The organism is Blastococcus sp. CT_GayMR16 (genome assembly GCF_004570875.1).
Classification (GTDB): Bacteria; Actinomycetota; Actinomycetes; order Mycobacteriales; family Geodermatophilaceae; genus Blastococcus_B.
Genome location: NZ_SPQK01000015.1, coordinates 85,315 through 110,213 on the forward strand (window position 1 = coordinate 85,315; position 24,899 = coordinate 110,213).

Genomic DNA, 24,899 nt, shown 5'->3' on the forward strand with positions numbered 1-24,899 from the left:
TCGTACCCCCGTGGACACTGGACGACGTGCCCGCTCTCGACCGGTTCTCCGAGGCCACCCGCGCGTGGTTCACCGGTGCCTTCGTGCAACCGACGCCGGCTCAGGACGGCGCCTGGGACGCGATCAGCAGCGGCGAGCACGCGCTGGTCGTGGCGCCCACCGGGTCGGGCAAGACACTGGCCGCCTTCCTGTGGTCGCTCGACCGGCTGGCCGCCGCTCCCCCACCGCCCGACGAGAAGCTCCGGTGCCGCGTTCTGTACGTCTCGCCGCTGAAGGCGCTGGCCGTCGACGTCGAGCGCAACCTGCGGGCCCCGCTGACCGGCATCGGTCAGGCCGCGGCCCGGCTCGGGTTGGCCCGCCCCGAGATCAAGGTGGGCATCCGGTCCGGCGACACCCCGGCCGACGAGCGCCGCGCCTTCGCCCGCCGGCCGACCGACATCCTCATCACGACCCCCGAGTCGCTGTTCCTGCTGCTGACCAGCGCGGCGCGGGAGGCACTGCGCGGGATCGAGACGGTGATCGTCGACGAGGTGCACGCCGTGGCCGCCACGAAGCGCGGCGCGCACCTGGCCGTGTCCCTCGACCGGCTCGACGAGCTGCTCGACCGCCCAGCCCAGCGGATCGGGCTGTCGGCCACGGTGCGGCCGATCGAGGAGGTCGCCACTTACCTGGCCGGCGGGCGGCCGGTCCGGATCGTCGCGCCCCCGTCCACCAAGGAGTGGGATCTCTCCGTCGTCGTCCCCGTCGAGGACATGAGCGAGCTCGGTCAGCCGACCGGCGAGCTCGAGGGGTCGGCGGCCGGGAACCAGCCACGGACGTCGATCTGGCCGGCGGTCGAGGAGCGGGTGCTCGACCTGGTGGAGGCCCACCGGAGCACGATCGTCTTCGCCAACTCCCGCCGGCTGGCCGAACGCCTGACCAGCCGGCTCAACGAACTGGCCTACGAGCGGGCCACCGGGGAGCCCGTGCCGCCGGGCACGAACGCGGCGGCCCTGATGGCGCAGGCGGGGTCCGGCGGGGGCATCCCCGAGGGCATCCAGCCGGTCGCGGCCGCGCACCACGGCTCGGTGTCGCGCGAGCAGCGGGCGATCGTCGAGGAGGCGCTGAAGTCCGGCCGGCTGCCCGCGGTGGTGGCCACCTCCAGCCTCGAGCTCGGCATCGACATGGGCGCGGTCGACCTCGTCGTCCAGGTCGAGGCGCCGCCCACCGTCGCGTCGGGCCTGCAGCGGATCGGCCGGGCCGGGCATCAGGTCGGCGCAGTCAGCCGCGGCGTCCTGTTCCCCAAGTTCCGCGGCGACCTCGTGCAGTGCGCGCTGATCGCCGAGCGGATGAAGGCCGGCGCGATCGAGTCGATCCGCTACCTGCGCAACCCGCTCGACGTGCTCGCCCAGCAGATCGTCGCCATGGTCTCCGAGCGCCCGCGCACCGTGGACGAGGTGGCCGAGGTGATGCGCCGCTCGGCGGCCTTCTCCGCGCTGCCCGACTCCGCGCTGCACGGCGTCCTCGACATGCTCGCCGGCCGCTATCCGTCCGACGCCTTCGCGGAGCTGCGGCCGCGGCTGACCTGGGACCGCGTCACCGACACCCTGACCGCGCGCGCCGGCGCCCAGCGGCTGGCCGTCACCAGCGGCGGGACGATCCCCGACCGGGGCCTGTTCGGCGTCTTCCTCGTCGGCGCCGAGGGCACCGGCGGACGGCGGGTCGGCGAGCTGGACGAGGAGATGGTCTACGAGTCGCGGGTGGGCGACGTCTTCCTGCTCGGGTCGTCGTCCTGGCGGATCGAGGACATCACCCACGACCGCGTGCTGGTGACCCCCGCCCCCGGCCAGCCCGGGAAGATGCCGTTCTGGCACGGCGACTCGCAGGGCCGACCGCTCGAGCTGGGGCGGGCCTTGGGTGCCTTCCTCCGCGAGGTCGGGGCGGCGACGCCCGAGGCCGGGCTCGAACGGGCGCGGGCCGCCGGCCTGGACGAGTGGGGCGCGGCGAACCTGCAGGCGTATCTCGTCGAGCAGAAGGCGGCGACCGGGCATCTCCCCGACGACCGGACGCTGCTGGTCGAGCGGTTTCGCGACGAGCTCGGCGACTGGCGGCTGGTCGTGCACTCGCCGTTCGGAGCACAGGTCAACGCGCCCTGGGCACTGGTGCTGGCCGCCCGGCTGCGGGAGCGCTACGGGGTGGACGTCGCCTCCATGCACTCCGACGACGGCATCGTGCTCCGGCTGCCCGACACCACCGGCGAGCCGCCCGAGGCGGATCTGGCCGTCCTCGACCCCGACGACGTCGAACGGGAGGTGACCGCCGAGGTCGGCGGCTCGGCGCTGTTCGCCAGCCGGTTCCGCGAGTGCGCGGCCCGCGCCCTCCTGCTCCCCCGCCGCGACCCGCGGCGGCGCACGCCGCTGTGGCAGCAGCGGCAGCGGGCGGCGCAGCTGCTCTCGGTCGCCAGCGAGTTCTCCTCGTTCCCGATCACGCTGGAGGCGGCCCGCGAGGTGCTGCAGGACGTCTACGACGTGCCCGGCCTGGTCGAGCTGATGGGCGACGTGCGCTCCCGGAAGGTCCGCGTCGTCGACGTGCAGACCGACAGCGCCTCGCCCTTCGCCCAGTCGCTGCTCTTCGGTTACGTCGGCCAGTTCCTCTACGAGGGCGACGCGCCGCTGGCCGAGCGACGGGCCCAGGCGCTGGCCCTGGACACCGGCCTGCTCGCCGAGCTGCTCGGCCGTTCGGAGCTGCGCGAGCTGCTGGATGCGCAGGCGTTGGCCGAGATCGAGGCCGAGTTGCAGCGGCTCCCCGTCCAGCGGCATCCCCGTGACATCGACGGTGCCTCGGACCTGTTGCGCGGCGTCGGCGACCTGACGGCGGCCGAGGCCGCCGCCCGCGGGGTCCCACAGGAATGGCTGACCGAGCTCGTCGACTCCCGGCGCGCCCTGGTGGTGCGCATCGCCGGCGAGGAGCGGTACGTCGCCATCGAGGACGCCGGCCGGCTGCGGGACGCGCTGGGGACGGCTCTGCCGGTCGGGGTGCCGGAGGTCTTCACCGAGCCCGTCGCCGATCCGCTCGGCGACATCGTCGGCCGGTACGCACGCACGCACGGACCCTTCCAGCCCGCCGAGACGGCCGCCCGGCTGGGCCTGGGCGTCGCCGTCGTGGTCGCGACCGTCCAGCGCCTCACGGCCACCGGACGCCTGGTCACGGGAGAGTTCCGCCCCGGCGGCAGCGGCCAGGAGTGGTGCGACGCCGAAGTGCTCCGCTCGATCCGTCGGCGCAGCCTGGCGAAGCTGCGTCAGGAGGTCGAGCCGGTCCCGATCGGCACGCTCGCACGATTCACGCCGTCCTGGCAGGGGGTCGGCGGACGGATGCGCGGTACGGACGGCGTCCTCGCCGTCGTGGAGCAGCTGGCCGGTGCGCTGGTACCGGCAAGTGCCCTGGAATCGCTCGTGCTCCCGGCCCGGGTCCGGGACTACTCCCCCGCGATGCTCGACGAGCTCACCAGCGCCGGCGAGGTCCTGTGGGCAGGGGCCGGCGGCCTGTCCGGCGGCGACGGCTGGATCAGCCTCGTCCCCGCCGACCTCGCCCCGCTGCTGCTGCCGGAGTCACTGGAGGTGCCGGAGGAGGGCGCGCCGATCCTCGAACAGCTCGCCGGTGGCCAGGCGCTGTTCTTCCGGGGTCTGTCCGATCTCGTGGGCGCGACCGACGACACCGCGATGGCCGAGCTCGTCTGGGACCTCGTGTGGGCCGGGGTGCTGACCAACGACACCCTCGCGCCGCTGCGCACCCGGCTGGGCGGCGGCGGAACGCACCGGAGCAAGCCGAGCGCGCCGCGCGCCCGCACCGCCGGAACCCGTTTCGGACGCGGCCGCCTGGGCCGACCGGCCATGCCCACCCGCACGGGGCCACCCACGGTCGCCGGCCGGTGGTCCCGGCTGCCCGACCGGGAGGCGAACGCCACCAGGCGGACGACGGCCCGCACGGAAGCGCTGCTCGAGCGCCACGGCGTGCTGACCCGTGGCGCGGTCATGGCCGAGCAGGTGGTCGGCGGCTTCTCGGCGGTCTATCCGGTGCTGCGGGCGTTCGAGGAGAACAACCGCGCCCGGCGCGGCTACTTCGTGGAGTCGCTCGGCGCAGCTCAGTTCGGCACCCCGGGGTCGATCGACCGGCTGCGCACCTTCGCCTCGCCCGACCGGGTGCCGGGCGGCGCCGTGGTCCTGGCGGCGACCGATCCGGCGAACGTCTACGGCGGCGCACTGCCCTGGCCCGAGCGGCCGGCGGCCGGCGACCCCGACGCGATCGACGTCGGTGAGGGCACCGGAGCCGGCCGCAAGGCGTCAGGCCATCGCGCGGGCCGCAAGGCCGGGGCGCTCGTGGTGCTGGTCGACGGCGACCTGGTGCTCTACGTCGAGCGCGGCGGCAAGACGCTGCTCTCCTGGACCGAGGACGAGCACGTCCTCAAGGAGGCGGCGACAGCTCTCTCCAGCGCGGTGTCCGCCGGTGCGCTGGGGCGGATGGTGGTCCAGAAGGCCGACGGCGCATCGGTGCACGAGTCGACGCCGCTGTCGGCGGCGCTGCAGGCCGCCGGGTTCGCCGCCACGCCGCGAGGTCTCCGCCTGCGCGGCTGACGCGTCTGGCGCCCGGTGGCGTCAGTCCCGGGCGGGATGCAACCAGCGGGCGAACAGCCGGGTCAGGGCGGGCATCAGCACCTGGCTCAGGAGCAGCACCACCACGACCGCCGACAGGAGCAGCCGCAGTTCCAGCGGCCAGCTCCCCAGGTGCGGCATCACGAACTGCTGGAGCAGTGAGGTGATCGCGAAGACGGCGGCCACCGTCAGCAGCGTCAGCCGCCAGCGCGGGCCCGGGGTGGCCGAGCGGGTGAAGAAGCTCTCCAGTCCGGCGACCCGGGCGTACCGCGCGTCGTCCACCATCTCCTCGACGTGCGCCAGTGCCGACCGGCGCTCCGGGGACCGCTCCCAGGCGGCCAGCGACGCGTCGTCCTCGAAGCGGTAGACGAGGTGGTACTCGGAGCTGTTCGGCCCCGGGTGCAGCAGCGAGGCGCCGAGGTTGCCCGCGAATCCCGCGGCCACCTCCAGCACGTCCTCGGCCCACCGCTCGAAGGCCTCGCGCTGGTCCGGTCGCACCACCCGGGCCACGGTCACGGTGACCGGCTCGGCAGGAGGGGTCGGCACGTCGGCGCCGAACCGGGCACGCAGTCGCAGGGGAACGCTCACGCCGGTGAACAGCGCAGGACGGCGCGGTCGTCATCCCGGTTGTCAGAGGGCTCACACCATGTGAGCAGGCCGGATGCCGGACGGGGACACTGGTCCCGTGCCCGAAGGAGACACCGTGTGGCTGGCCGCGCAGCGGATGAACACCGCGCTGGCCGGTGGCACGCTGCGCCGGGGCGAGTTCCGCATCCCGCAGCTGGCCACCCTCGACCTGACCGGTGCAGAGGTCCGCGAGGTCGTGCCCCGCGGCAAGCACCTCCTGATCCGGCTGGGCGACGGCCGCACGCTCCGCACGCACTTCCGGATGGACGGCAGCTGGCACATCTACCGGCCCGGCGCGAAGTGGCACGGCGGGCCGTCCTACGACGTGCGGATGATCCTGGCCACCGACGACTGGGAGTGCGTCGGCTACCGACTGCACGACATCGACCTGGTGCCGACCGCCGAGGAGGACCGCCTGGTCGGGCACCTCGGACCCGACGTCCTCGGCCCGGACTGGGATCTCGACGAAGCACTGAGGCGGCTCGACGCCCGTCCCGACGAGCAGATCGGCGTCGCCCTGGTCGACCAGCGCAACCTGGCCGGCGTCGGCAACCTCTACAAGGTCGAGTCGCTCTTCATCCGGGGGGTCCACCCGTGGACCCGGGTCGCCGACGTCCCCGATCTGGCGGCGCTGGTCGAGCGCGCCCGGGCGCTGATGCGGGCCAATCTGCACCACCCCGAGCAGAACACCACCGGCGATCCCCGGCGCGGCCGCGACCACTGGGTCTTCGGCCGCCGCGGGAAGCCCTGCTTCCGCTGCGGCACCAAGATCCTGCTGGGCGAGCAGGGCCCGCCCACCCAGGAGCGGGTGACCTGGTGGTGCCCCCGCTGTCAGGCGGCCCGCTCCCCCATCGACCCGCAGGCCCGCACCGGAGAGCCCGACCACCCGCAGCCGATCACGTTGTACTAGGCACCTTCGAGTTACTAGGCACCTTCGACGTACTAGGCACCCTCGTCGTACTAGGCACCCTCGACCCAGAACGTGTCGTGCCGGAGGAAGAACTCCGTCCAGTCGTCGGCGTCCATCGTCTCGCGCCGCGCGGCGTCGGCGAGGGTCTCGAAGTAGTCCTCGCGCGGCGCCCCAGGAGTGAACAGCAGCAGCATCGACGCGGGCTCACCCGACTCGTTGCGGAAGCCGTGGACGCCGCCCTCCGGCACGTGCAGGAAGTCCCCGGGCCCGGCGTCGATCCACCCGGCGCCGCCGTGCCGCCGCACCGTGCCGCTCAGGACGAAGAACGACTCGGTGATGCTGCGATGGAAGTGCGGGGACGGCCCTGACGGCGTGGGCCCCATGTCCCACCGGTACAGCCCGAAGGCCCCGCCGGTCGTCCGGCCGGTCGCGAGGTAGTGGGCCGCGCTGCCCCCGCCCATCGGGAGCTCGGGCGCGGCGTCGGAACGCCGCACCCACGCGGTGACTTCCCCCGCCTCGCCGGTGTAGCGCGGCGGCGGGTACTCGGGCAGCGACATCGCGCCGGCCGGGTCAGGCCGGCTGGTCGGGACGCTCGGCCGGCTGGGCCTCGCGCTGCTCGGCGCCCGGCTGCTCCACCGCGGGCGAACCCTGCTCGATCGCCGCGGCGGCCGGGCTGCCCTCGACGGCTGCGGGACCGCCCGACATGGAGGCGCGGATCTGGTCCAGCCGCGAGGCGCCGGCCACGTCGAGCGTCGCCTTCTGCACCTCGAGCATGCGGCCCTCGACCGAGCTCTGCGCGAGCTCGGCCTGCCCGAGCGCGTTGGCGTACCGCGCCTCGATCTTGTCGCGGACCTCCGCGAGGCTCGGGGTGTTGCCCGGCGCCGACAGCTCGTTGACCTGGCGCATCGACGCGGCGACGTGCTCCTGCATCTTGGCCTGCTCCAGCTGACTCATCAGCTTGGTCCGCTCGGCCAGCGTCGTCTGCAGCCGCATCCGGCTCTGCTCCACCGCACCGCGCGCCTGTTCCGCGGCCTGCAGCGCCTCGTCGTGGCTGCGCTTGAGGTCCTCCATCGACTGCTCGGCGGCCACGAGCTGCGTGGCGAACGCCTGCGCGGCGTTCTCGTACTCGGCAGCCTTGTTCGCGTCCCCGCCGGCCCGGGTCTTGTCGGCGAGCACGAGCGCCTGCCGGGCGGAGGCCTGCAGCTTCTCCACCTCACCGAGCTGGCGGTTGAGCCGCATCTCCAGCTGCCGCTGGTTGCCCAGCACCGCCGCGGCCTGGTTGGCCAGCGACTGGTGGCGCTGCTGCTCGGCCTCGATCGCCTGCGCGATCTGGATCTTCGGGTCGGCCCGCTGGTCGATCTGGGCGTTGGCGGAGGCGGTGAGGTACTTCCACAGCTTCACGAACGGGTTGGGCATGGGTCCTCCTGCTCCGGCGCAGCTGCCGGCACGGTGATGCTCGTCGCCCCATCGTCCCAGGTGATCGCCCCCCGGAGCCAACGCGGACCACCGGTTCACGCGGCTAGGGTTCCGGACGTGCACAGCGACGGGCAGATGCTCAGCGTTCTCGGGGAACTGGTGGTCGACCTCATCCCCGTCCCGGGGGCGGACGCGGGCCCGGAGGGGACGGCGCCGACCTACGTCGCCCGGCCCGGCGGCAACGCCCTGAACGTCGCCGTCGCGGCCGGTCGCCTGGACGCCCCGGTGCGCCTGATGGCCCGGCTGGGCACCGGCCCGCTCGCGCCGAACCTGCGCCGGCACGCCGAGCTCTCCGGGGTGGACATGGGCGGCTTCATCGAGGCCGCCGAGCCGGTGAGCCTCGCCGTCGTCGGGCTGGCCCCCGACGGCTCTGCCGACTACGGCTTCCACGTCCTCGGCGCGGCCGACTGGCAGTGGACGGACGACGAACTGGGGAGCGTGCTGCCGAGCCGGACCGGGATCCTGCACGTCGGCTCGATCTCCAGCTGGACCGCACCCGGCTGCGAGGCCATCGCCCGCCTGGTCGAGCGGCTCTCCGCCGACGGCAGCGCGCTGATCAGCGTCGACCCCAACATCCGTCCGATGCTGGCCGACGGGCCGGTCGGCACGGCCCTCGGCAACACGACGGAGATCGTCCGGGAACGGCTGGACCGGCTCGTCGCACAGGCCGACGTCGTGAAGGTGAGCGCCGAGGACCTCGCGTGGCTCGAGCCCGAGGCGACGACCGCCGAGGCACTCGACGCCGCTGCCCGGCGGTGGGCGGAGCGCGGGCCCGCGCTGGTGCTCGTCACCGACGGCGGTGCCCCGGTGCGGATCGCCCGCCCGGGCCACGCGGTCCTGCACTGGCGGACCCCCCGGGTGACCGTCGTCGACACCGTGGGCGCCGGTGACTCGCTCGCCGCCGGGCTGCTGTCCGGGCTGCTGGCGTCCGGGATCACCGATCGGACCGCACTCGAGGCGCTGCCCGACGAGGAGCTGCTGCGCCTGGTGGACGACGCCGCGCTGATCGCCGCCCTCAACTGCACGCGGGTGGGCGCCGACCCGCCCACGCGGGCAGAGTTCACCGCCGCCCGCGCCGACCGGTGAGCGACCTGGGTCAGTCGAGCACGGCGGCGAGGCGGCCGGCGTGCCGGTGGCGGGTCGTCGACCGGCCGGGCTGGAGGACGACGCCCAGCAGCCATCGCCCGGCCAGCTCCGCGCCGTCGCCGTCCACCCGGAGGGCCGCACCCAGCCGCGCGGTCAGCTCCGCCCAGCGCTCCCCGTCGACGGCGAGCAGCGCGGTGAGCGTCTCCGGTTCGCTGCCCGCCAGCCGGCGCAGCACCGGATGGGCCCCGAGCTCGTCGGAGAGCGCGGCCAGCGCCTGATCCCGCGAGAGGGTCCCGGCGAGCGCGGTCAGCCGGTCGAGTTCGGCGGACAGGAGGGCCGCGGCGACCTCGTCCTTGGTCCGGAAGTGGTTGTAGAGCGTCGCCTTGGCGACACCGGCCGCCGCCGCGATCGACTGCATGGTGCTGCGTCGCAGTCCGTGCTCGGCGAAGGCGCGGGCGGCGCCGGCGAGGAGGCCGGCCCGGGTCCGGTTCATGGCGTTGCCGGAGCGGGTGTGCGCTCCGGGCACGTGCTCCGGGCCACGCCCGATCATCGGCGCGCCAGCGGCGGACGTACCTGCGACCGACGGGAGCATGCCCCTGTCTTGCACCCCGCCCGCCTCCGGTCAAGGACCGGGACGGGCGTGTCGTGGCTCAGGCCGCCAGGGAGACGGCCTCACCACGACGGAGCGCGGACCGGGCGGGAGCCCCGACGAGGGCGAGGGCCGGCTCGGCGACCGGCTCGGCAGCGGGCTGCTCGACGGCAGGCTGGGGATCGGTGGCCGGGGCGTCGGCCGTCGGCGCGAGCGGGCGGACCGCTCCCCCCGTGGCGCCGCGGAGTTCGAGGCTGACCTCGGCGAGCAGGTCGGCGAGCTCGACGTCTAGGGCGTCGCAGATGGAGGCGAGCAGCTCCGAGGATGCTTCCTTCTGGCCCCGCTCCACCTCCGACAGGTAGCCGAGGCTGACCCGGGCGACCCCGGAGACGTCGCGCAGCGTCCGGCGCTGACTCAGCCGGTGGCCACGCAAGGTGTTCCCGAGCTGGGTGCGCAGCAGCGTCATGGCCGTCTCCTGTCCTGCGAGCGGGGAAGCGGGGCGCCGCAGGCGGCGCCGTGCGCTCACGGTACGCGGCGCGCGGCGCCCAGGTCCGACCGACCGGCGCGCGTCCGCTGATGGCGTAACACCGTCAGCAGGCTGCGCCTTCCCACGGTCAGCCCAGCCGGGCCAGCAGGGCCTCCATGGCGGTGGTGACCGTCCCGGCCCGCACTGCCGCCCGGTCGCCGGGCAGGTCGAGCTCGACCACGTCGGTCCGTCCCCGGCCGGAGATGCCGAGGTAGACCCGGCCGGGGCCGTGCCCGTCGACGGGGTCGGGGCCGGCCACCCCGGTCAGGCCGACGCCCCAGGTGGCTCCGCAGCGCTCGCGGACGCCGTCGGCGAGCGCGCCGGCCGTCTCGGGGCTGACCGGGCCGTGCTCCGCCAGCAGCTCGGCAGGGACACCGGCCAGCGCGGTCTTGAGCTCGGTCGCGTAGACGACCACGCCGCCGCGCAGGGTCGCGCTCGCGCCCGGCACGGTCGCCAGGGTGGCGCAGAAGAGCCCTGCGGTCAGTGACTCGGCGGCCGCGACGGTCTCCCCGCGTGCCAGGAGCGCGTCGTGCAGGCGGACGGGGACGTCGGATTCGGGCAGGTGCGGCACCAGGCCATCCAACCCCCGCGCAGCTGTACCTTCCTCGGCCCCCGCGCCCTCATTAGAGTGCGGCTCGGACATCCCTCCGGCAGCGAGCCCCATCGGGGAGGCGCGGGATGCACGTCGAGACATCTCCCTCGACCCCGCTCGTCCGCGTGCTCAGCGGCCTGTCCCTGAGCTGCGACGGACGTCGCATCCCGATCCCGCCGGGCAGCCGTCGACTGCTGGCCTTCCTGGCGCTGCACCCCGACGGCGTCGACCGGCGGGTGGCTGCCGGCGTCCTGTGGCCCGACGTCGAGGACTGCCGGGCCGCCGGGAACCTGCGGTCGGCGCTCTGGCGGCTGCAGCAGGTCGGTTGCCCGCTGGTGTCCGCCGAGCAGTCGTGGCTCGGCCTGAACGAGGACGTCGAGGTCGACCTCGCCCGCCTGGAGGCGTGGGCCACCCGCGTGCTGGCGCACACGCCCGCACCGGGCGACCTCGGCGTCGATCCCGGGCCGATCGCCGACCTCGAGCTGCTGCCCGGGTGGTACGACGACTGGGTCCTGACCGTGCGCGAACGCCTGCAGCTTCGGCTGCTGCACGCGCTCGAGGCGCTGAGCCGGCTCCTGCGCCGGGCCGGCCGGCCGGCCGCCGCCGTGGAGGCCATGCACGTGGCGGTGCTGGCGGAACCGCTCCGCGAGAGCGGCCAGCTCGCGCTCATCGAGGCGCACCAGGCGGCCGGCGACTGGCTCGCGGCCCGGCGGCAGTACGACGCGTTCCGCAGCATCCTGCGGCGGGAGATCGGGGTGGAACCGAGTCCCGAGCTGACGGCGGTCGCCCGGGGGACCGGCCGTCGGTGAACGCCTAGGCGGCGGTGTCGGTGCGTGCGCCGCTGCCCCCGCTGGGGCCCGCCGCCCGCCGCGCGGCGGCGGCCTTCATCGCCCGGGCGCTGGTCTGGCGCAGGGTGAGGGCGCGGTACACGTAGTCGATCCCCGTGAGCACCGTGAGGACGACGGCGACGGCCATCAGCCACCAGCGGCCGGAGGCCATCCAGCCCGTCAGCGGCAGGATGTAGAGGCCGATCGCCAGCGCCTGGACGACGGTCTTCGCCTTCCCGCCGCGGCTGGCCGCGATGACGCCGTGCCGGATGACCCAGAAGCGCAGCACGGTGACGCCGACCTCGCGGACGAGGATCACCACCGTCACCCACCACGGCAGCAGCTCGAGGATCGACAACGCGATGAGGGCGGTGCCGGTGAGCGCCTTGTCGGCGATCGGGTCGGCCAGCTTGCCGAACTCGGTCACCTGGCCCGTCCGGCGAGCGATCATCCCGTCGTAGCGGTCGGTGATGATCGCCAGCGCGAAGACCAGCGTCGCCCAGTAGCGGCCGTTGTCGTCCAGCCCGCCGTCCTGCAGGAGGAGCACGGCGAACACCGGGACGACGGCCAGCCGCAGCACCGTCAGGGCGTTCGGCAGGTTGAGCAGCTTCACCGACGACGGGGGCGTGGCAGCCGGGTCCGGGGCGACGTCGGTCATGGCGGTCACCGCCCGGCCGGAGCCGGGGCCAGGACGGAGGCCCGTGCGAGCAGGTCGATGCCCTCGGTGCCGACCACCTCGGCGTGCAGGAGCCCGCCGGGGACGGCGTCGACCGGGACGCCGGAGATCGTCGTGGTGCCGTCGGAGTCCGGATCCTGGTGCGCGGCGTGGCCGAGCCAGACGCCGGGTCCCTCGATGTCGGAGAGGTCCTCGGTGAGCAGGACCTCGACCCGCTCGCCGACGCGGTCCTCGGCACGCTGTGCGGTGAGCTCCTCGACCAGGTCGGTCACCCGGCGGACCCGCGCGTCGATCTCGGCCTGGTCGAGCTTGCCGGGCAGACCGATCGCCTCGGTGCCCTCCTCGTCGGAGTAGCCGAACACCCCCACGGCGTCCAGGCGGCCGGCGGTGAGGAAGCGCTCGAGCTCGGCGACGTCGTCCTCGGTCTCGCCCGGGAAGCCGAGGATGACGTTGGTCCGGAACCCCGCCGCGGGGGCCAGCGAGCGGGCGCGCTCGATCAGGGCCAGGAAGTCCTCGGTGCCGCCGAACCGGCGCATGCGACGCAGCAGCGTGGGCGAGGAGTGCTGGAAGGACAGGTCGAAGTAGGGGGCGACCCGCTCGGTGCCCGCGATGACGTCGAGCAGGCCCGGGCGCAGCTCGGCGGGCTGGAGGTAGGCCACCCGCACGCGCGCGATGCCCTCGACGGCGGCCAGTTGCGGCAGCAGCTTCTCCAGCGAGCGGAGGTCGCCGAGGTCCTTGCCGTAGGAGGTCGAGTTCTCACTGACCAGCACGAGCTCGGTGACGCCCTGGGATGCCAGCCACTGCGCCTCGCCGAGCACCTCGGCCGGCGGGCGGGAGACGAACGCGCCGCGGAAGGTCGGGATGGCGCAGAACGCGCAGCGGCGGTCGCAGCCGGACGCCAGCTTCAGGGCGGCGACCGGGCCGGAGGCCAGGCGCTTGCGGCGCAGCCAGTCGTGGCCGGGGATGGACGGCGCGTCCGCAGCCGCCGTCGCGGCCGTGCGCTGGACGGGGCTGATCGGCAGCAGGGTGCGCCGGTCGCGGGGCGTGTGCGGGACGAGCGGACGGCCGGACAGCACGTCGTCGAGCCGGTCGCCGATGGCCCCGTAGTCGTCGAAGCCGAGGACCGTTGCCTCCGGCAATGCCCCCGCGAGCTCGGAGCCGTAGCGCTCGGCCATGCAGCCGACGGCGACCACGGAGGCCCCGGAGTCGGTGGCGGCGAGGATCGCGTCCACCGAGTCCTTCTTGGCCGTCTCGATGAAGCCGCAGGTGTTGACTAGGACGGCGTCCGCGTCGTCGGCGTCGTCCACCAGGTCGTAGCCCTCGGCGGCGAGCCGGCCGGCGAGCTCCTCGGAGTCCACCTCGTTGCGCGCGCACCCGAGGGTGACCATCGCCACCCGCCGTCCCCGGGGGACTGCCCCGTCGGGGACGAGCTGGGCAGGGCGGGGCACGGGTGTCACCGGGCCATCGTAGTTGCCCGATCCCCTCACGTCGGCCGCTCGAGGGTGTGACCCGCCCCTAGGCCTCGGGACCCGGTCCGCCGCGGAGACTGAACAGCGTGTTCTCGAGCTCGTCGGGCTTGATCAGGACGTCGCGCGCCTTGGATCCCTCGGAGGGACCGACGATGCCACGGCTCTCCATCAGGTCCATCAGCCGGCCGGCCTTCGCGAAGCCGACCCGCAGCTTGCGCTGCAGCATCGACGTGGACCCGAACTGGCTGGTCACGATGAGTTCCACGGCCTGCAGGAGCAGATCGAGGTCGTTGCCGATGTCCTCGTCGACGTCCTTCTTCTCCGCGGCCGCGGCGGTGAAGACCTCTTCCCGGTACTCGGGCTCGGCCTGCCGCTTGGTGAACTCGACGACCGCCTCGATCTCGGTGTCGGAGACGAAGGCGCCCTGCACGCGGACCGGCTTGCCGGCCCCGATCGGCATGAAGAGGGCGTCACCCATGCCGATGAGCTTCTCCGCGCCCGGCTGGTCGAGGATGACCCGGCTGTCGGTGAGGCTGGAGGTGGAGAACGCCAGCCGGGACGGCACGTTGGCCTTGATCAGGCCCGTGACGACGTCGACCGACGGACGCTGGGTGGCCAGCAGGAGGTGGATGCCGGCCGCACGCGCCTTCTGGGTGATGCGGACGATCGACTCCTCGACGTCGCGCGGGGCGACCATCATCAGGTCGGCGAGCTCGTCGACGATCGTGAGGATGTAGGGGTAGGGCGTGTAGACCCGCTCGCTGCCGGGCGGGGCGGTGATCTCGCCCTTCTCGACCTTGCGGTTGAAGTCGTCGATGTGCCGCACACCCGTGGACTTCATGTCCTGGTAGCGCTGCTCCATCTCCTCGACCAGCCAGGCCAGCGCGGTGGCGGCCTTCTTGGGGTCGGTGATGATCGGCGTGATCAGGTGCGGGATGCCGTCGTACGGCGTCAGCTCGACCATCTTCGGGTCGATCAGGATCATCCGGAGCTGGTCGGGCGTGGCCCGCAGCAGCAGCGAGGTCAGCACCGAGTTGATGCAGCTGGACTTACCGGCACCGGTCGCGCCGGCCACCAGCAGGTGCGGCATCTTGGCGAGGTTGGCGACGACGAAGCCGCCCTCGATGTCCTTGCCGAGGCCGACCAGCATCGGGTGCGGGTCCTGCTTGGCCGCCGTCGAGCGCATGACGTCGCCGAGGCTGACGGTCTCGCGGTCGGTGTTGGGCACCTCGATGCCGACGGCGGACTTGCCGGGGATCGGGGCCAGGATGCGGATGTTGTCGTTGGCGACGGCGTAGGCCAGGTTGCGGGTCAGCGCGGTGATCTTCTCGACCTTCACCGCGGGGCCGAGCTCCACCTCGTAGCGGGTGACCGTGGGCCCACGGGTGAAGCCGGTGACGGCCGCGTCGATGTTGAACTGCTCGAGGACGCCGGTGATCGCCTCGATGGCCACGTCGTTGGACTTCGAGCGCGCCCGCGGGGGGGTACCCGGCCGCAGCACGGTCAGCGAGGGCAGCACGTAGTTGCCCGCGACCGGCTGGATGGTCAGCTGCTGCGGCTCGTCGATCGGCGGCAGGTCCTCCGGCGGGTTGGTCCGGTCGACCACCGGCGGGCGCAGCGACGTGTGCACCGGCGGGGTGATGATCGCGACGTCGACGGCGGCGTCGGCGGCGCCGAGGTCGATCGGGCCGGTCGTGAGCAGGTCCTCCGACAGCGACTTGCGGCCGAACCGCCGCCCCTTCGGCGGCGCCTCCTCGTCGTCCGCTTCCTCGTCGTCGTACTCGTCGTCGTCGTACTCGTCGTAGTCGTCGCGGCCCAGCAGCCGGTCGGTGAGCTCGCGCAGCCGCTCGGGGATCTGGTGGACCGGGGTGGCCGTGATGACCAGCAGTCCGAAGAAGGCCAGCAGAGCCAGCAGGCTGACGGTGACGATCGCGCCGATTCCCGCGCTCAGCGGGGTGCCGACGGCCCAGCCGAGCAGACCGCCCGAGCCCGGGATGCCGGCCTCCGGGTCGGCGCCGTCGCCGACGATCTGGGCGATGCCCAGCACCGACGCGACGGTGCACACCCAGCCGATGACCAGCCGACCGCGCGCCTCGGGCCGGGGGCCACGGCGCAGCAGCCGCAGTGCGACGAAGAACAGGACGACCGGCGCGACCATGACCAGCGAGCCGATGATCCAGCGCACGCCCTGGGCCAGGCCCGCCCCGACGGGACCGATGCCGTTGCTCCAGGCGGCCGCGCCGATCACGATCGCCAGCCCGAGCACGGCCAGGCCGACACCGTCCCTGCGGTGCTCGGGGGCCAGGGGCTCGGCCTCCTCCGGGCGCGCGACCGACCGGGCCAGGCCGCCGGCGCCGCGGGCGAGCAGGTTCCAGCCGCCGGCGACGATCCCGAAGAGACCGGGCGACTTCTTCTTCTTGGCGGCGGGACGACGGTTTCCGGTGGAGCGCTTCGCGGCCGGCCGCTTCTTGCTCGCAGCCGTCGAACCGGAGCGCCCCCGGGAGGACGCCGGCCGTCGCGTCGACGTGGAGCGGGCAGGCATGCGTCGGACGGTAATCGCCCGAGGCCTGCGGATCGGGCAGGCCGAGGCTCGTGTCCCGCGCCGGACGTAGGGGCCCTAACGTCACAGACATGACTTCTGCGTCCCCGACGGGCAGCTGGACGACCCCGATCACCTCGGAGCGCGTGGTCCGGGCCGCCGCCCGCCTCGGCGAGGTGATCATCGACCGGGACGACGTCTGGTGGTCGGAGTCACGGCCCGCCGAGGGCGGCCGGTCGGTGATCGTCCGGCGCGCGGCCGACGGCACCGTGACCGACGTCCTGCCCGCACCGTGGAATTCCCGCACCCGCGTGCACGAGTACGGCGGCGGCGCCTGGACGGTGTCGGACGGGACGCTCTGGTTCGCCGAGTTCAGCGACCAGCGGCTGTACCGACTGGACCCGGGCAGCGACACCCCGGTGCCGGTGACCCCGGAGCCCGAGGTGCCCGCCGGGCTGCGGCACGCCGACGTCCGCGTCGTGCCCGGCGGACTGCTCGCCGTCCGCGAGACGCACGCCGAGGGAGACCGGCCGGCCGAGGTCGTCAACGAACTCGTCCGCGTCGGTCCCGACGGCACCGAGGTGCTCGTCTCCGGTCCCGACTTCGTCTCCGATGCGCGCCTCTCCCCCGACGGCACGACGCTGGCCTGGCTGCAGTGGAACCACCCGGACATGCCCTGGGACGCCGCCCAGCTGGTGATCCGGGCCGACGACGGCACCGAGACGGTGGTCGCCGGCGGCGCGGGCGAGTCCGTCGTCCAGCCGACCTGGGACGCCGACGGCAGCCTGTGGTTCCTCAGCGACCGCACGAACTTCTGGTCGCTGTACCGACGGGCGCCCGGCGGGGAGATCCAGCTGGTGCTGGACGCGGGCAGCGACATCGCCGGCCCCCAGTGGGTGTTCGGGCAGAGCCGCTACGCGCTGCTGGCCGACGGCCGGATCGTGCTCGCCTACGGCCGCGCCGGCGCCGACCGGCTCGCCGTTCTGGAGATCGGGAAGCCGCTGCGGGACCTGGCGCTGCCCTACGCCGCCTACCGCTACGTGACCGTGCAGGGCACGTCGGTCGTCTGCGTGGCGGGCGGCCCGGCGCACGAACCGGTGGTGCTGCGGGTCGACGTCGACGGCGGGGAGCCGGAGGTGCTCCGCCCGGCCCGCGAGCTCGGCCTGGATCCCACGTGGTTCGCGCAGCCGGAGCACGTGACGTTCCCGACCGAGGACCGCGGCACCGGGATCGACGTCGCGCACGCGCTGGTCTACCCGCCGACCAACCCCGGGGCGGCCGCGCCCGAGGGCGACCTGCCGCCGCTGATCGTGTTCGTGCACGGCGGTCCGACCGCGAGCGCCGTCCCGGTGCTGAACGTGGAGGTCCAGTACTGGACCTCCCGCGGCTTCTGCGTGGCCGACGTGGACTACCGCGGCTCGACCGGCTACGGCCGCCGCTACCGCGACGCGCTGCAGGGCCGGTGGGGCGTCCTCGACCTGGACGACGTCGTCGCGTGCGCCCGGCACCTCGCCGACAGCGGCCGGGTGGATCCGGCCCGCATGGCGATCAGCGGCGGTTCGGCCGGTGGCTACACGACGCTGGCCGCGCTGACGATGCGCCCGGGCGTCTTCACCGCCGGCGCCAGCCACTACGGCGTCGCGGACCTCGCGGCGCTCGCCGCCGAGACGCACAAGTTCGAGTCGCGGTACCTCGACGGCCTGGTCGCGCCCCGTGACTCAGATGCAGGGCCGTCGGGCGCCGACGTCTACGCCGAGCGGTCGCCCATCAACCACGTGGACGCCCTCGGCACCCCGCTCGCGGTGTTCCAGGGCGACGAGGACGAGGTGGTGCCGCCGGACCAGGCCGAGGCCATCGTCGCGGCGCTGCGGGAGAAGGGCGTGCCGCACGCCTACCTGCTGTTCCCCGGCGAGCAGCACGGCTTCCGGAAGGCGGAGAACATCCGCGCGGCCCTGGACGGCGAACTGTCGTTCTACGCCCAGGTGTGGGGCTTCGACCTGCCGGCAGACGAGGGCATCACCCCGATCGAGGTGGTTACCAGGTGAGCCGGGCCGACGCCCAGGAGATCCGCTCGACGTAGTCGACCCGGACGGTGTGCGTGCCGGCGGTCATCGTCCGGGTGGCTCGCGTCGTCCCGGGCGTGCTCCAGCGGTCGATGATCAGCACCCCGTCCACCCAGACGCGCACTCCGTCGTCGGTGGCCGCCGTGAAGGTCCGGCTGCCGGCCGGGAACGTGAAGCTGCCGGTCCAGCGGGCGGAGAAGAAGTCGACGGGCAGGCCGGTCGGCCCGCTGTTGCCCCAGGTGCGGTCCAGCGGCGCGGCCTCGCACGCGGTCCGGACGGCGGTTCCGGCGAGCGTGGAGTTCGGGAAGTACTCCGCCCTGTACTGCCCCGCCGGGCAGCCGGTCGCTCCGGCGAAGGTGGCCGTGTAGGTACGCGCGGTCGACGCCTGCGTGACGTTGTGCGAGGCGGCGCCACCGTCGGACCACCGGCTGAACGCGTACGTAGCCCCGGACAGGGTCTGCGGGGACGGCGCCGCGAGGGTGGCCGTCGAGCCCGCGATCACCGTGGTGGTGAACGGCGTCGTCGCGGTCCGTGAACCGAACGCCAGCGACAGGCCGCTCGGCTCGGAGGCGACGGTGACGGGCACGGTCCGCGGATCCAGCCGGCGGGTGACCGTCGTCGTCCGGCCGCTGGAGTCCCGGGCGGTCAGCCGCAGGTCGAGATAGGCGGGGTACTCGTGGTCGGGCGCCGTGATCGAGGCCCCGGACACCCCGGTCCAGGTCTGCAGCGAATGCGCGTGGCAGGCCGCGGGACAGTGCTGCAGCACCATCTCCCAGGTCAGGGCGCCGGCCGGCAGAGCGCCGTCCTCGGGATCGGTCGCCGACCCGCTGAAGGCGATCGGCGTGCCGACCTGCCAGGTCGTGCCGGTCGCCGGTGCGGTGATCTGGGGCTGGGGCGGGGACCCGCCCGCGGTCCAGCTCAGCCGCGCGACCGCCGAGCCGGCCGCCTCGTAGTACTGGACCCGCACCGTGTGCGACCCCGCCGTCAGGGCCCGGGAGGCCGTGAAGGTCGTCGCGGCCTGCGCCCGCCACTGGTCGATGAGCAGCACGTCGTCCACCCACACGCGGATGCCGTCGTCGCTCACCGCGGTGAACGTGTACGTGCCCGCGGTCGGGAAGTCGAAGGCACCCGTCCAGCGGGCGGAGAAGTTGTCGGCCCCGAGCCCGGGTGGGCCACCCGCGCCCCACTGGTGGTCGAGCGTCGATTCGCACGCGGTGACGGCGGGGGTGCCGGCCAGGGTGGTGTTCGGGAAGTACTCCGCCCGGTACTGGCCGGCCGGGCACGACACCGGGCCGGTGCCGGTGTACACGATGCGCCGGACGGTGCCCCCGTTGAAGTCCGCGTAGAAGACCTCCCCGGCCGGGGACAGTTCGAGGTCCACGGGTCCCGCGGCGCCGGACACGAACGACGTCACCTGAGCCGGGTCGGGCAGGCCGTTGGCTCCCTTCGGCACGACCCAGATGCAGTTGCGGGCGTAGTCGGAGAAGAACAGCGCGCCGTCGTACGCGGCCGGGTACGGGCCGCCTGCGTAGAACTGGAAGGAGAGGCCCGAGATCGATGCCCCGCCCGCGGTGGCACACGTGTCCGAGGGGCTCAGTTTCTGCCCGTGCGGGTAGACGAAGTAGGGCTTGGCGTCGCCGCCCTGGGCATAGAGGTCCTCGCAGATCTTCAGGTCGGCCGAGTCGAAGGTGCTCGTCCGGCCGTTCCCCTCCAAACACGGCCAGCCGAAGTTGGAAACGGGCTGGCCGGGGAGCGGGAGACGGTTGATCTCCTCCCAGGTCACGAATCCGACGTCGCCCACCCAGACCTCGTCGGTGCCGGGGCGCAGGACCATGCGGAACGGGTTCCGCATGCCGTGGGCCACGATCCGCGCGGCGTTCGGGTCCGCAGCGCCGGCGTTCGGGTTGCCCGGCGCGGCATTGCCGGTGGCCGGGTCCACCCGGATGACCGTGCCGTCCAGCGACACCGGATCGCCGGCGGTCCGCAGGTCCTGCGCGCGCAGCGAGCCGCCCTCGGCCGAGGGCGGGCTCATGACGCCGTTCACCGCACCGGGGTCGCCGCACGGGTTCACGGGCGCGCCGTCCTGGCCGTAGTCGGTGAACTCGAAGCTGGCGCCGTCCCCCGCCGAGGCGTACAGGGCCCCGTCCCGGCCGAACACCAGGTCACCGGTGCTGTGGCTCGGGTACTGCTGGCACCAGTCGTGGACGAGGTCCGTCTTGACCGTCGTCGTCCCGGTGAGGGTGAGCCGGACCAGCTTGGAGCTCACCACGCAGCCGTCGCTCGTCGCGCCGGGCGGGTCGGGGCACGGGTCGCTGTCGGTGTCCGCCGTGCCCCACGTGGGCACCCTGCCGCCGGGAACCGGAACGATCGGACCGTCGAACGTGTACAGGGCGTAGAGGTAGGGCTGCTGAGGGAAGCCGGGGTCGATCGCCAGGCCCAGCAGGCCGCGGTCCCAGAAGTTGTGCACCTCGGTGCGCAGGTCGGCGACCTGGGTCGCGGTCGTGTCGGCGACCGAGTCGTACATCTGGATCGTGCCGCGCTTCTCGGCGACGAAGACCCGGCCGTCAGGGGCGAAGCGGATCGCCGTCGGATTCACCAGCCCGCTGAACGCGGTGACCTCGGTGAACCCCGCCGGCAGGGCGGCGGCCGCCGGTGCGGCGGCGGAGATCACCGCGGCCGTCGACAGCACGAGCACGAGCACCGCCGAGGCGACGAGGCTTCGCCGTGCTTGGGTCATCGCTGGTCCCTGGGTCGGCGGAGCGCCGCATCTGGCGTGCGGAAGCTAGCCCGACCAGGCCGTTCGCGGGACGGTTCCGGGCGCGGCGTCCCGGCCCGCTCAGCAGCGGATCACCTCGTGACCTCCAGAGACCGGCCCGCTCCTGTCGATCGCGAAGGCGCACACGGTGTGCACCCCGGGCGAGACGTCCGCCGCGTAGGACGACCCGCTCAGACCTCGAGGACCGTCGGGATGATCATCGGGCGCCGGCGGTAGGTGTCGGACACCCACTTGCCGATCGTCCGGCGGATCACCTGCGACAGACGGTGCGGGTCGACCTCGTCGTCCTGCAGCGCACGGCGGAGGTTCTCCTCGACCAGGTGCAGCGCGTCGTCGAAGGCGGCCGGGTCGTCGGAGAACCCGCGCGTGGACAGGTGCAGGTCCCGCACGATCGTCCGGGTCGACAGCTCGATGACCACGGTGAGCGCCACGAAGCCCTCGTCGCCGAGGATCCGCCGCGCCTGCAGCGACTCCTCCCCCACGTCGCCGACGTTGAGCCCGTCCACGTACACGTTGCCGATGGGCACGCTGCCCACGATGGACGCCTTGCCGTCGACGAGGTCGACCACCACGCCGTCCTCGGCGAGCAGCACCCGGTCGCGGGCCATGCCGGTCTCCTCCGCCAGCGCGGCGTGCGCCCGCAGGTGCCGCCACTCGCCGTGCACCGGCATCAGGTAGCGCGGCTTGGCGACGTTGAGCAGCGTGCGCAGCTCGCCCGCCGGCGCGTGCCCGGAGACGTGCACCCGGGCGGTCTCCTTGTGCACGACCGTCGCCCCGAGCCGGGCCAGACCGTTGATCACCTTGTACACCGCAGTCTCGTTCCCCGGCACGAGGGACGACGCGAGGACGACGGTGTCGCCGGCGGTGATGGTGACCTGGGAGTGGTCCCCGCGGGCCATGCGACCGAGCGCGGACAGCGGCTCGCCCTGCGACCCGGTCGACACCAGCACGACCTGCTCGGGCGGCATCGCGGCCGCCTCGTCGAGGGAGACCATCAGGCCGGGCGCGACCCGGAGCAGCCCGAGATCGCGGGCGACCCCCATGTTGCGGACCATCGAGCGTCCGACGAACGCGACCTTCCGCTTGTGCGTCTCGGCGCAGTCGAGCACCTGCTGGATGCGGTGCACGTGGCTGGCGAAGCTGGAGACGATCAGCCGCTGGGACGCCCGTGCGAAGACGTCGTCCAGGACGGGGCCGATGCTCCGTTCGGGCGTGACGAAGCCGGGCACCTCGGCGTTGGTCGAGTCCGACAGGAGCAGGTCGATGCCGGCCGTGCCCAGGCGGGCGAACGCGCCCAGGTCGGTCAGGACGCCGTCCAGCGGGAGCTGGTCCATCTTGAAGTCGCCGGTGTGCACGAGGGTGCCGGCGGGCGTGTGCACGGCGACGGCGAGGGCGTCGGGGATCGAGTGGTTGACCGAGATGAACTCGCAGTCGAACGGCCCGGCCCGGTGCTCGTCGCCTGCGGCGACCTCGACCATCGGGGGATCGAGGCGGTGCTCCCGGAGCTTGGCGGCGACCAGCGCGAGGGTGAACCGGGAACCGACGAGCGGGATGTCCTCCCGCAGCCGCAGCAGGTACGGGATCGCCCCGATGTGGTCCTCGTGCCCGTGGGTCAGGATTACGGCGTCGATGTCGCCCAGGCGGTGCTCGATCACCCCGAAGTCCGGGAGGATCAGGTCGACGCCGGGCTGCTCGGCCTCGGGGAACAGGACGCCGCAGTCGATGACCAGCAGCCGGCCGTCGAACTCCAGCACGGCCATGTTCCGGCCGATCTCGCCCAGACCGCCCAGCGCCATGACGCGCAGGCCACCCGCGGGGAGGGGCGGGGGCGCCTGCAGGTCCAGATGTGGCTGGGTGACCTGCGCGGTCACAGCGCGACGCCGCCGGCGGTGAGGTCGATCCGCAGCTGCGCGACCTCCTCGGGGGTCGCGTCGACGAGCGGCGGGCGGACCGGCCCCGAGGGCAGGCCCAGCTCGCGCAGGGCGGCCTTCACGAGGATGACGCCCTGGGTGCGGAAGATGCCGGTGTAGATCGGCAGCAGGCTCTCGTTGACCGCCCGGGCCTTCACCAGGTCGCCGGACTCCACGGCGGCGACCAGCTCGGCCAGCCGCGGGCCGACGACGTGGCCCACCACGCTCACGACGCCGACGGCCCCGAGTGCGAGCAGCGGGAAGTTCAGCATGTCCTCGCCGCTGTAGTACGCGAGGTCGGTGCGCGCGAGGGTCCAGGCGACGGCACCGAGGTCGCCCTTGGCGTCCTTCACCGCCACGATCCGGGGGTGCTCGGCCGCGCGCACGAGGGTCTCGACCTCGATCGGGACGACGGTGCGCGGGGGGATGTCGTAGAGCATCACCGGCAGATCGGTGCTGTCGGCCACCGACGTGAAGTGGCGCAGCAGACCGGCCTGCGGCGGCTTGTTGTAGTACGGCGTCACGACCATCAGGCCGTGTGCGCCCAGGCGCTCGGCGTCGCGGGCTTTCTCGATCGAGTGCGCGGTGTCGTTCGTGCCCACCCCGGCGACGACGGTCGCACGGTCACCGACGGCGTCGAGCACGACCTCGAGCACGGACCGCTGCTCGGCGTCGCTCAGCGTCGGCGACTCCCCCGTCGTCCCGGCGATCACGAGCCCGTCGTGCGCGCACCGGTCGACCAGGTGTGCGGCCAGTTCCTGCGTGCCGGCGAGGTCGACGGTGCCGTCCTCCGTCAGCGGGGTGACCATCGCCGTCAGCACACGCCCGAACGGCCGGGCGGGGTCGGTGGTGGTCATGGGAGGAATCTACCGAGCCCGACCGACGGCGTCCGAGCGCGCACCGTTCGACCGCACGTGGTGGGACACCGCGAACCGCAGGCCCGAGGACGACGTCGTCCACCCGTCGGACGGTGTGCGCGCCTCGAGCTGCCACCCGTCGTCCAGCGGCGGCGCCCACGTGTCGCCGTCGACCTGCGCGTCGATCTCGGTGACCATGAGCTGCCGGGCGTGCGGCAGGAAGGCGGTGTAGACCGCTCCCCCGCCGATCACCCAGAAGGACTCGTGCCCGGCGAGCACCTCGGCCACCGACGCCGCCGGGGTGGCGCCGTCCGCGGACCACCGCCGGTCCGACGTCAGGACGACGTTGGTCCGCCCGGGCAGGGGACGGAACCGCTCGGGCAGCGAGTCCCAGGTGCGCCGGCCCATGACCACGGTGGAGCCCATGGTCAGCCGGCGGAAGAGCGCCAGGTCCTCCGGCAGGTGCCAGGGCAGCGCTCCCTCGGCGCCGATCACGCCGTCGCGGGCCTGCGCCCACACCATCCCGATCACACCGCCACGGCTGCCCGGATCGCCGGGTGCGGGTCGTAGTCGTGCACGGTGAAGTGCTCGTAGGTGTAGTCGAACAACGACGGCGCGGGCGCCAGCTCCAGGGTCGGGAAGGGCCGCACCTCGCGGGAGAGCTGCTCGGTCACCTGCGCGGTGTGGTTGCTGTAGACGTGGCAGTCGCCGCCGACCCAGATGAAGTCGCCCGGGGCGAGCCCGACCTGATCGGCCACCATCCGCGTCAGCAGGGCGTAGCTCGCGATGTTGAACGGGACGCCGAGGAACATGTCGGCGCTGCGCTGGTAGAGCTGGCAGGAGAGCTTGCCGTCGGCGACGTAGAACTGGAACAACGCGTGACACGGCGCCAGGGCCATGTCGGGGATCGCAGCCACGTTCCAGGCCGAGACGATCATCCGGCGCGAGTCGGGGTCCTTCTGCAGCGTCGACAGGATCGACGAGATCTGGTCGATCTGCTCTCCGCCGGGCGCCGGCCACGACCGCCACTGGACGCCGTAGACCGGACCGAGGTCGCCCTCGGGCGAGGCCCACTCGTCCCAGATCGTGACGCCGTTGTCCTGCAGCCAGCCGACGTTGCTGTCGCCGCGGAGGAACCACAGCAGCTCGACGGCGATCGAGCGGAAGTGCACCTTCTTCGTCGTCACCAGCGGGAATCGCTCGGACAGGTCGTACCGGAGCCGTTCGCCGAACAGGCTCACGGTGCCCGTGCCGGTGCGGTCCTGCTTCGGCGTCCCCTGCTCGAGAATGCGCCGGAGGAGGTCCTCGTACTGGGTGTCGATCGGTGCGCCGTCCACGGGTCCGAGGG

At 73.6% G+C, this 24,899-nt stretch carries 19 protein-coding genes; 5 read left to right on the top strand and 14 right to left on the bottom strand.

The window, feature by feature from the left end; genetic code table 11:
- Positions 1-26: 26 nt before the first annotated feature.
- Complete coding sequence (locus tag E4P38_RS15940; protein ID WP_135132931.1) at positions 27-4,610, top strand: ATP-dependent helicase; 4,584 nt, start codon at positions 27-29, stop codon at positions 4,608-4,610.
- A 21-nt stretch (positions 4,611-4,631) separates the two neighbouring features.
- Here E4P38_RS15940 and E4P38_RS15945 read toward each other — a convergent pair whose 3' ends face one another.
- Positions 4,632-5,216 carry an antibiotic biosynthesis monooxygenase gene (locus E4P38_RS15945; RefSeq protein ID WP_135132932.1) on the bottom strand — a complete coding sequence of 195 codons (585 nt, stop codon included), beginning with the start codon at positions 5,214-5,216 and terminating at the stop codon, positions 4,632-4,634.
- A gap of 97 nt (positions 5,217-5,313) precedes the next feature.
- Between E4P38_RS15945 and E4P38_RS15950 the strand changes: the two genes are divergently transcribed.
- Positions 5,314-6,165, top strand: coding sequence for a DNA-formamidopyrimidine glycosylase family protein (locus tag E4P38_RS15950; RefSeq protein WP_135132933.1), 852 nt, complete (start codon positions 5,314-5,316; stop codon positions 6,163-6,165).
- Positions 6,166-6,215: 50 nt separating this feature from the next.
- Here the strand turns inward: E4P38_RS15950 and E4P38_RS15955 are convergent, their stop codons facing one another.
- Together E4P38_RS15955 and E4P38_RS15960 are read right to left on the bottom strand one after the other, a co-directional pair.
- The gene (locus E4P38_RS15955; protein ID WP_135132934.1) at positions 6,216-6,722 is read right to left on the bottom strand and encodes a cupin domain-containing protein; all 507 of its coding nucleotides are present in this window, start codon (positions 6,720-6,722) and stop codon (positions 6,216-6,218) included.
- A gap of 13 nt (positions 6,723-6,735) precedes the next feature.
- Positions 6,736-7,581: a PspA/IM30 family protein gene (locus tag E4P38_RS15960; protein WP_135132935.1), complete on the bottom strand. Its 846-nt coding sequence runs from the start codon at positions 7,579-7,581 to the stop codon at positions 6,736-6,738.
- A 117-nt stretch (positions 7,582-7,698) separates the two neighbouring features.
- Between E4P38_RS15960 and E4P38_RS15965 the strand changes: the two genes are divergently transcribed.
- Positions 7,699-8,727 carry a PfkB family carbohydrate kinase gene (locus E4P38_RS15965; RefSeq protein WP_135132936.1) on the top strand — a complete coding sequence of 343 codons (1,029 nt, stop codon included), beginning with the start codon at positions 7,699-7,701 and terminating at the stop codon, positions 8,725-8,727.
- Between the two features lie 10 nt (positions 8,728-8,737).
- On the opposite strand, the gene E4P38_RS15970 is transcribed toward E4P38_RS15965, so the two are convergent.
- From E4P38_RS15970 to E4P38_RS15980, 3 genes are all read right to left on the bottom strand, one after another.
- A complete protein-coding gene (locus E4P38_RS15970) occupies positions 8,738-9,277 on the bottom strand; it encodes a TetR family transcriptional regulator (RefSeq protein ID WP_245161067.1) in 540 nt (179 codons plus the stop codon).
- Positions 9,278-9,377: 100 nt separating this feature from the next.
- Positions 9,378-9,782 carry a helix-turn-helix transcriptional regulator gene (locus E4P38_RS15975; RefSeq protein WP_135132937.1) on the bottom strand — a complete coding sequence of 135 codons (405 nt, stop codon included), beginning with the start codon at positions 9,780-9,782 and terminating at the stop codon, positions 9,378-9,380.
- Positions 9,783-9,930: 148 nt separating this feature from the next.
- Positions 9,931-10,413 carry a nicotinamide-nucleotide amidohydrolase family protein gene (locus tag E4P38_RS15980; RefSeq protein ID WP_245161068.1) on the bottom strand — a complete coding sequence of 161 codons (483 nt, stop codon included), beginning with the start codon at positions 10,411-10,413 and terminating at the stop codon, positions 9,931-9,933.
- A 107-nt stretch (positions 10,414-10,520) separates the two neighbouring features.
- On the opposite strand from E4P38_RS15980, the gene E4P38_RS15985 reads away from it, so the two are divergent.
- The gene (locus tag E4P38_RS15985; RefSeq protein WP_135132939.1) at positions 10,521-11,243 is read left to right on the top strand and encodes a BTAD domain-containing putative transcriptional regulator; all 723 of its coding nucleotides are present in this window, start codon (positions 10,521-10,523) and stop codon (positions 11,241-11,243) included.
- A 4-nt stretch (positions 11,244-11,247) separates the two neighbouring features.
- On the opposite strand, the gene pgsA is transcribed toward E4P38_RS15985, so the two are convergent.
- Genes pgsA through E4P38_RS16000 form a run of 3 tightly spaced genes read right to left on the bottom strand, consistent with a single transcriptional unit; the run spans position 11,248 to position 15,948 of the window.
- Entirely contained in the window at positions 11,248-11,919 is a 672-nt protein-coding gene (pgsA, locus tag E4P38_RS15990) for a CDP-diacylglycerol--glycerol-3-phosphate 3-phosphatidyltransferase (protein WP_135132940.1), read from the bottom strand.
- Positions 11,920-11,924: 5 nt separating this feature from the next.
- Positions 11,925-13,394 (bottom strand): 30S ribosomal protein S12 methylthiotransferase RimO, encoded by a 1,470-nt coding sequence (gene rimO / locus E4P38_RS15995; protein WP_245161069.1) that lies wholly within the window; start codon positions 13,392-13,394, stop codon positions 11,925-11,927.
- A 58-nt stretch (positions 13,395-13,452) separates the two neighbouring features.
- Entirely contained in the window at positions 13,453-15,948 is a 2,496-nt protein-coding gene (locus E4P38_RS16000; protein ID WP_135132941.1) for a DNA translocase FtsK, read from the bottom strand.
- Positions 15,949-16,037: 89 nt separating this feature from the next.
- Here E4P38_RS16000 and E4P38_RS16005 point away from each other — a divergent pair, with 89 nt between their 5' ends.
- Positions 16,038-17,990 (top strand): S9 family peptidase, encoded by a 1,953-nt coding sequence (locus E4P38_RS16005; protein ID WP_135132942.1) that lies wholly within the window; start codon positions 16,038-16,040, stop codon positions 17,988-17,990.
- On the opposite strand, the gene E4P38_RS16010 is transcribed toward E4P38_RS16005, so the two are convergent.
- From E4P38_RS16010 to E4P38_RS16030, 5 genes are all read right to left on the bottom strand, one after another.
- Positions 17,980-20,745 carry a PA14 domain-containing protein gene (locus E4P38_RS16010; RefSeq protein WP_135132943.1) on the bottom strand — a complete coding sequence of 922 codons (2,766 nt, stop codon included), beginning with the start codon at positions 20,743-20,745 and terminating at the stop codon, positions 17,980-17,982. The genes E4P38_RS16005 and E4P38_RS16010 overlap by 11 nt on opposite strands.
- 209 nt (positions 20,746-20,954) lie before the next feature.
- Entirely contained in the window at positions 20,955-22,655 is a 1,701-nt protein-coding gene (locus tag E4P38_RS16015) for a ribonuclease J (RefSeq protein ID WP_135132944.1), read from the bottom strand.
- Positions 22,652-23,551, bottom strand: a complete 900-nt coding sequence (gene dapA / locus E4P38_RS16020) for a 4-hydroxy-tetrahydrodipicolinate synthase (RefSeq protein ID WP_135132945.1) — start codon at positions 23,549-23,551, stop codon at positions 22,652-22,654. The genes E4P38_RS16015 and dapA overlap by 4 nt, the downstream gene beginning before the upstream one ends.
- 9 nt (positions 23,552-23,560) lie before the next feature.
- A complete protein-coding gene (locus tag E4P38_RS16025; RefSeq protein ID WP_135132962.1) occupies positions 23,561-24,073 on the bottom strand; it encodes a dihydrofolate reductase in 513 nt (170 codons plus the stop codon).
- Positions 24,074-24,078: 5 nt separating this feature from the next.
- A complete protein-coding gene (locus E4P38_RS16030; protein WP_348633795.1) occupies positions 24,079-24,888 on the bottom strand; it encodes a thymidylate synthase in 810 nt (269 codons plus the stop codon).
- Between the last annotated feature and the right edge of the window lie 11 nt (positions 24,889-24,899).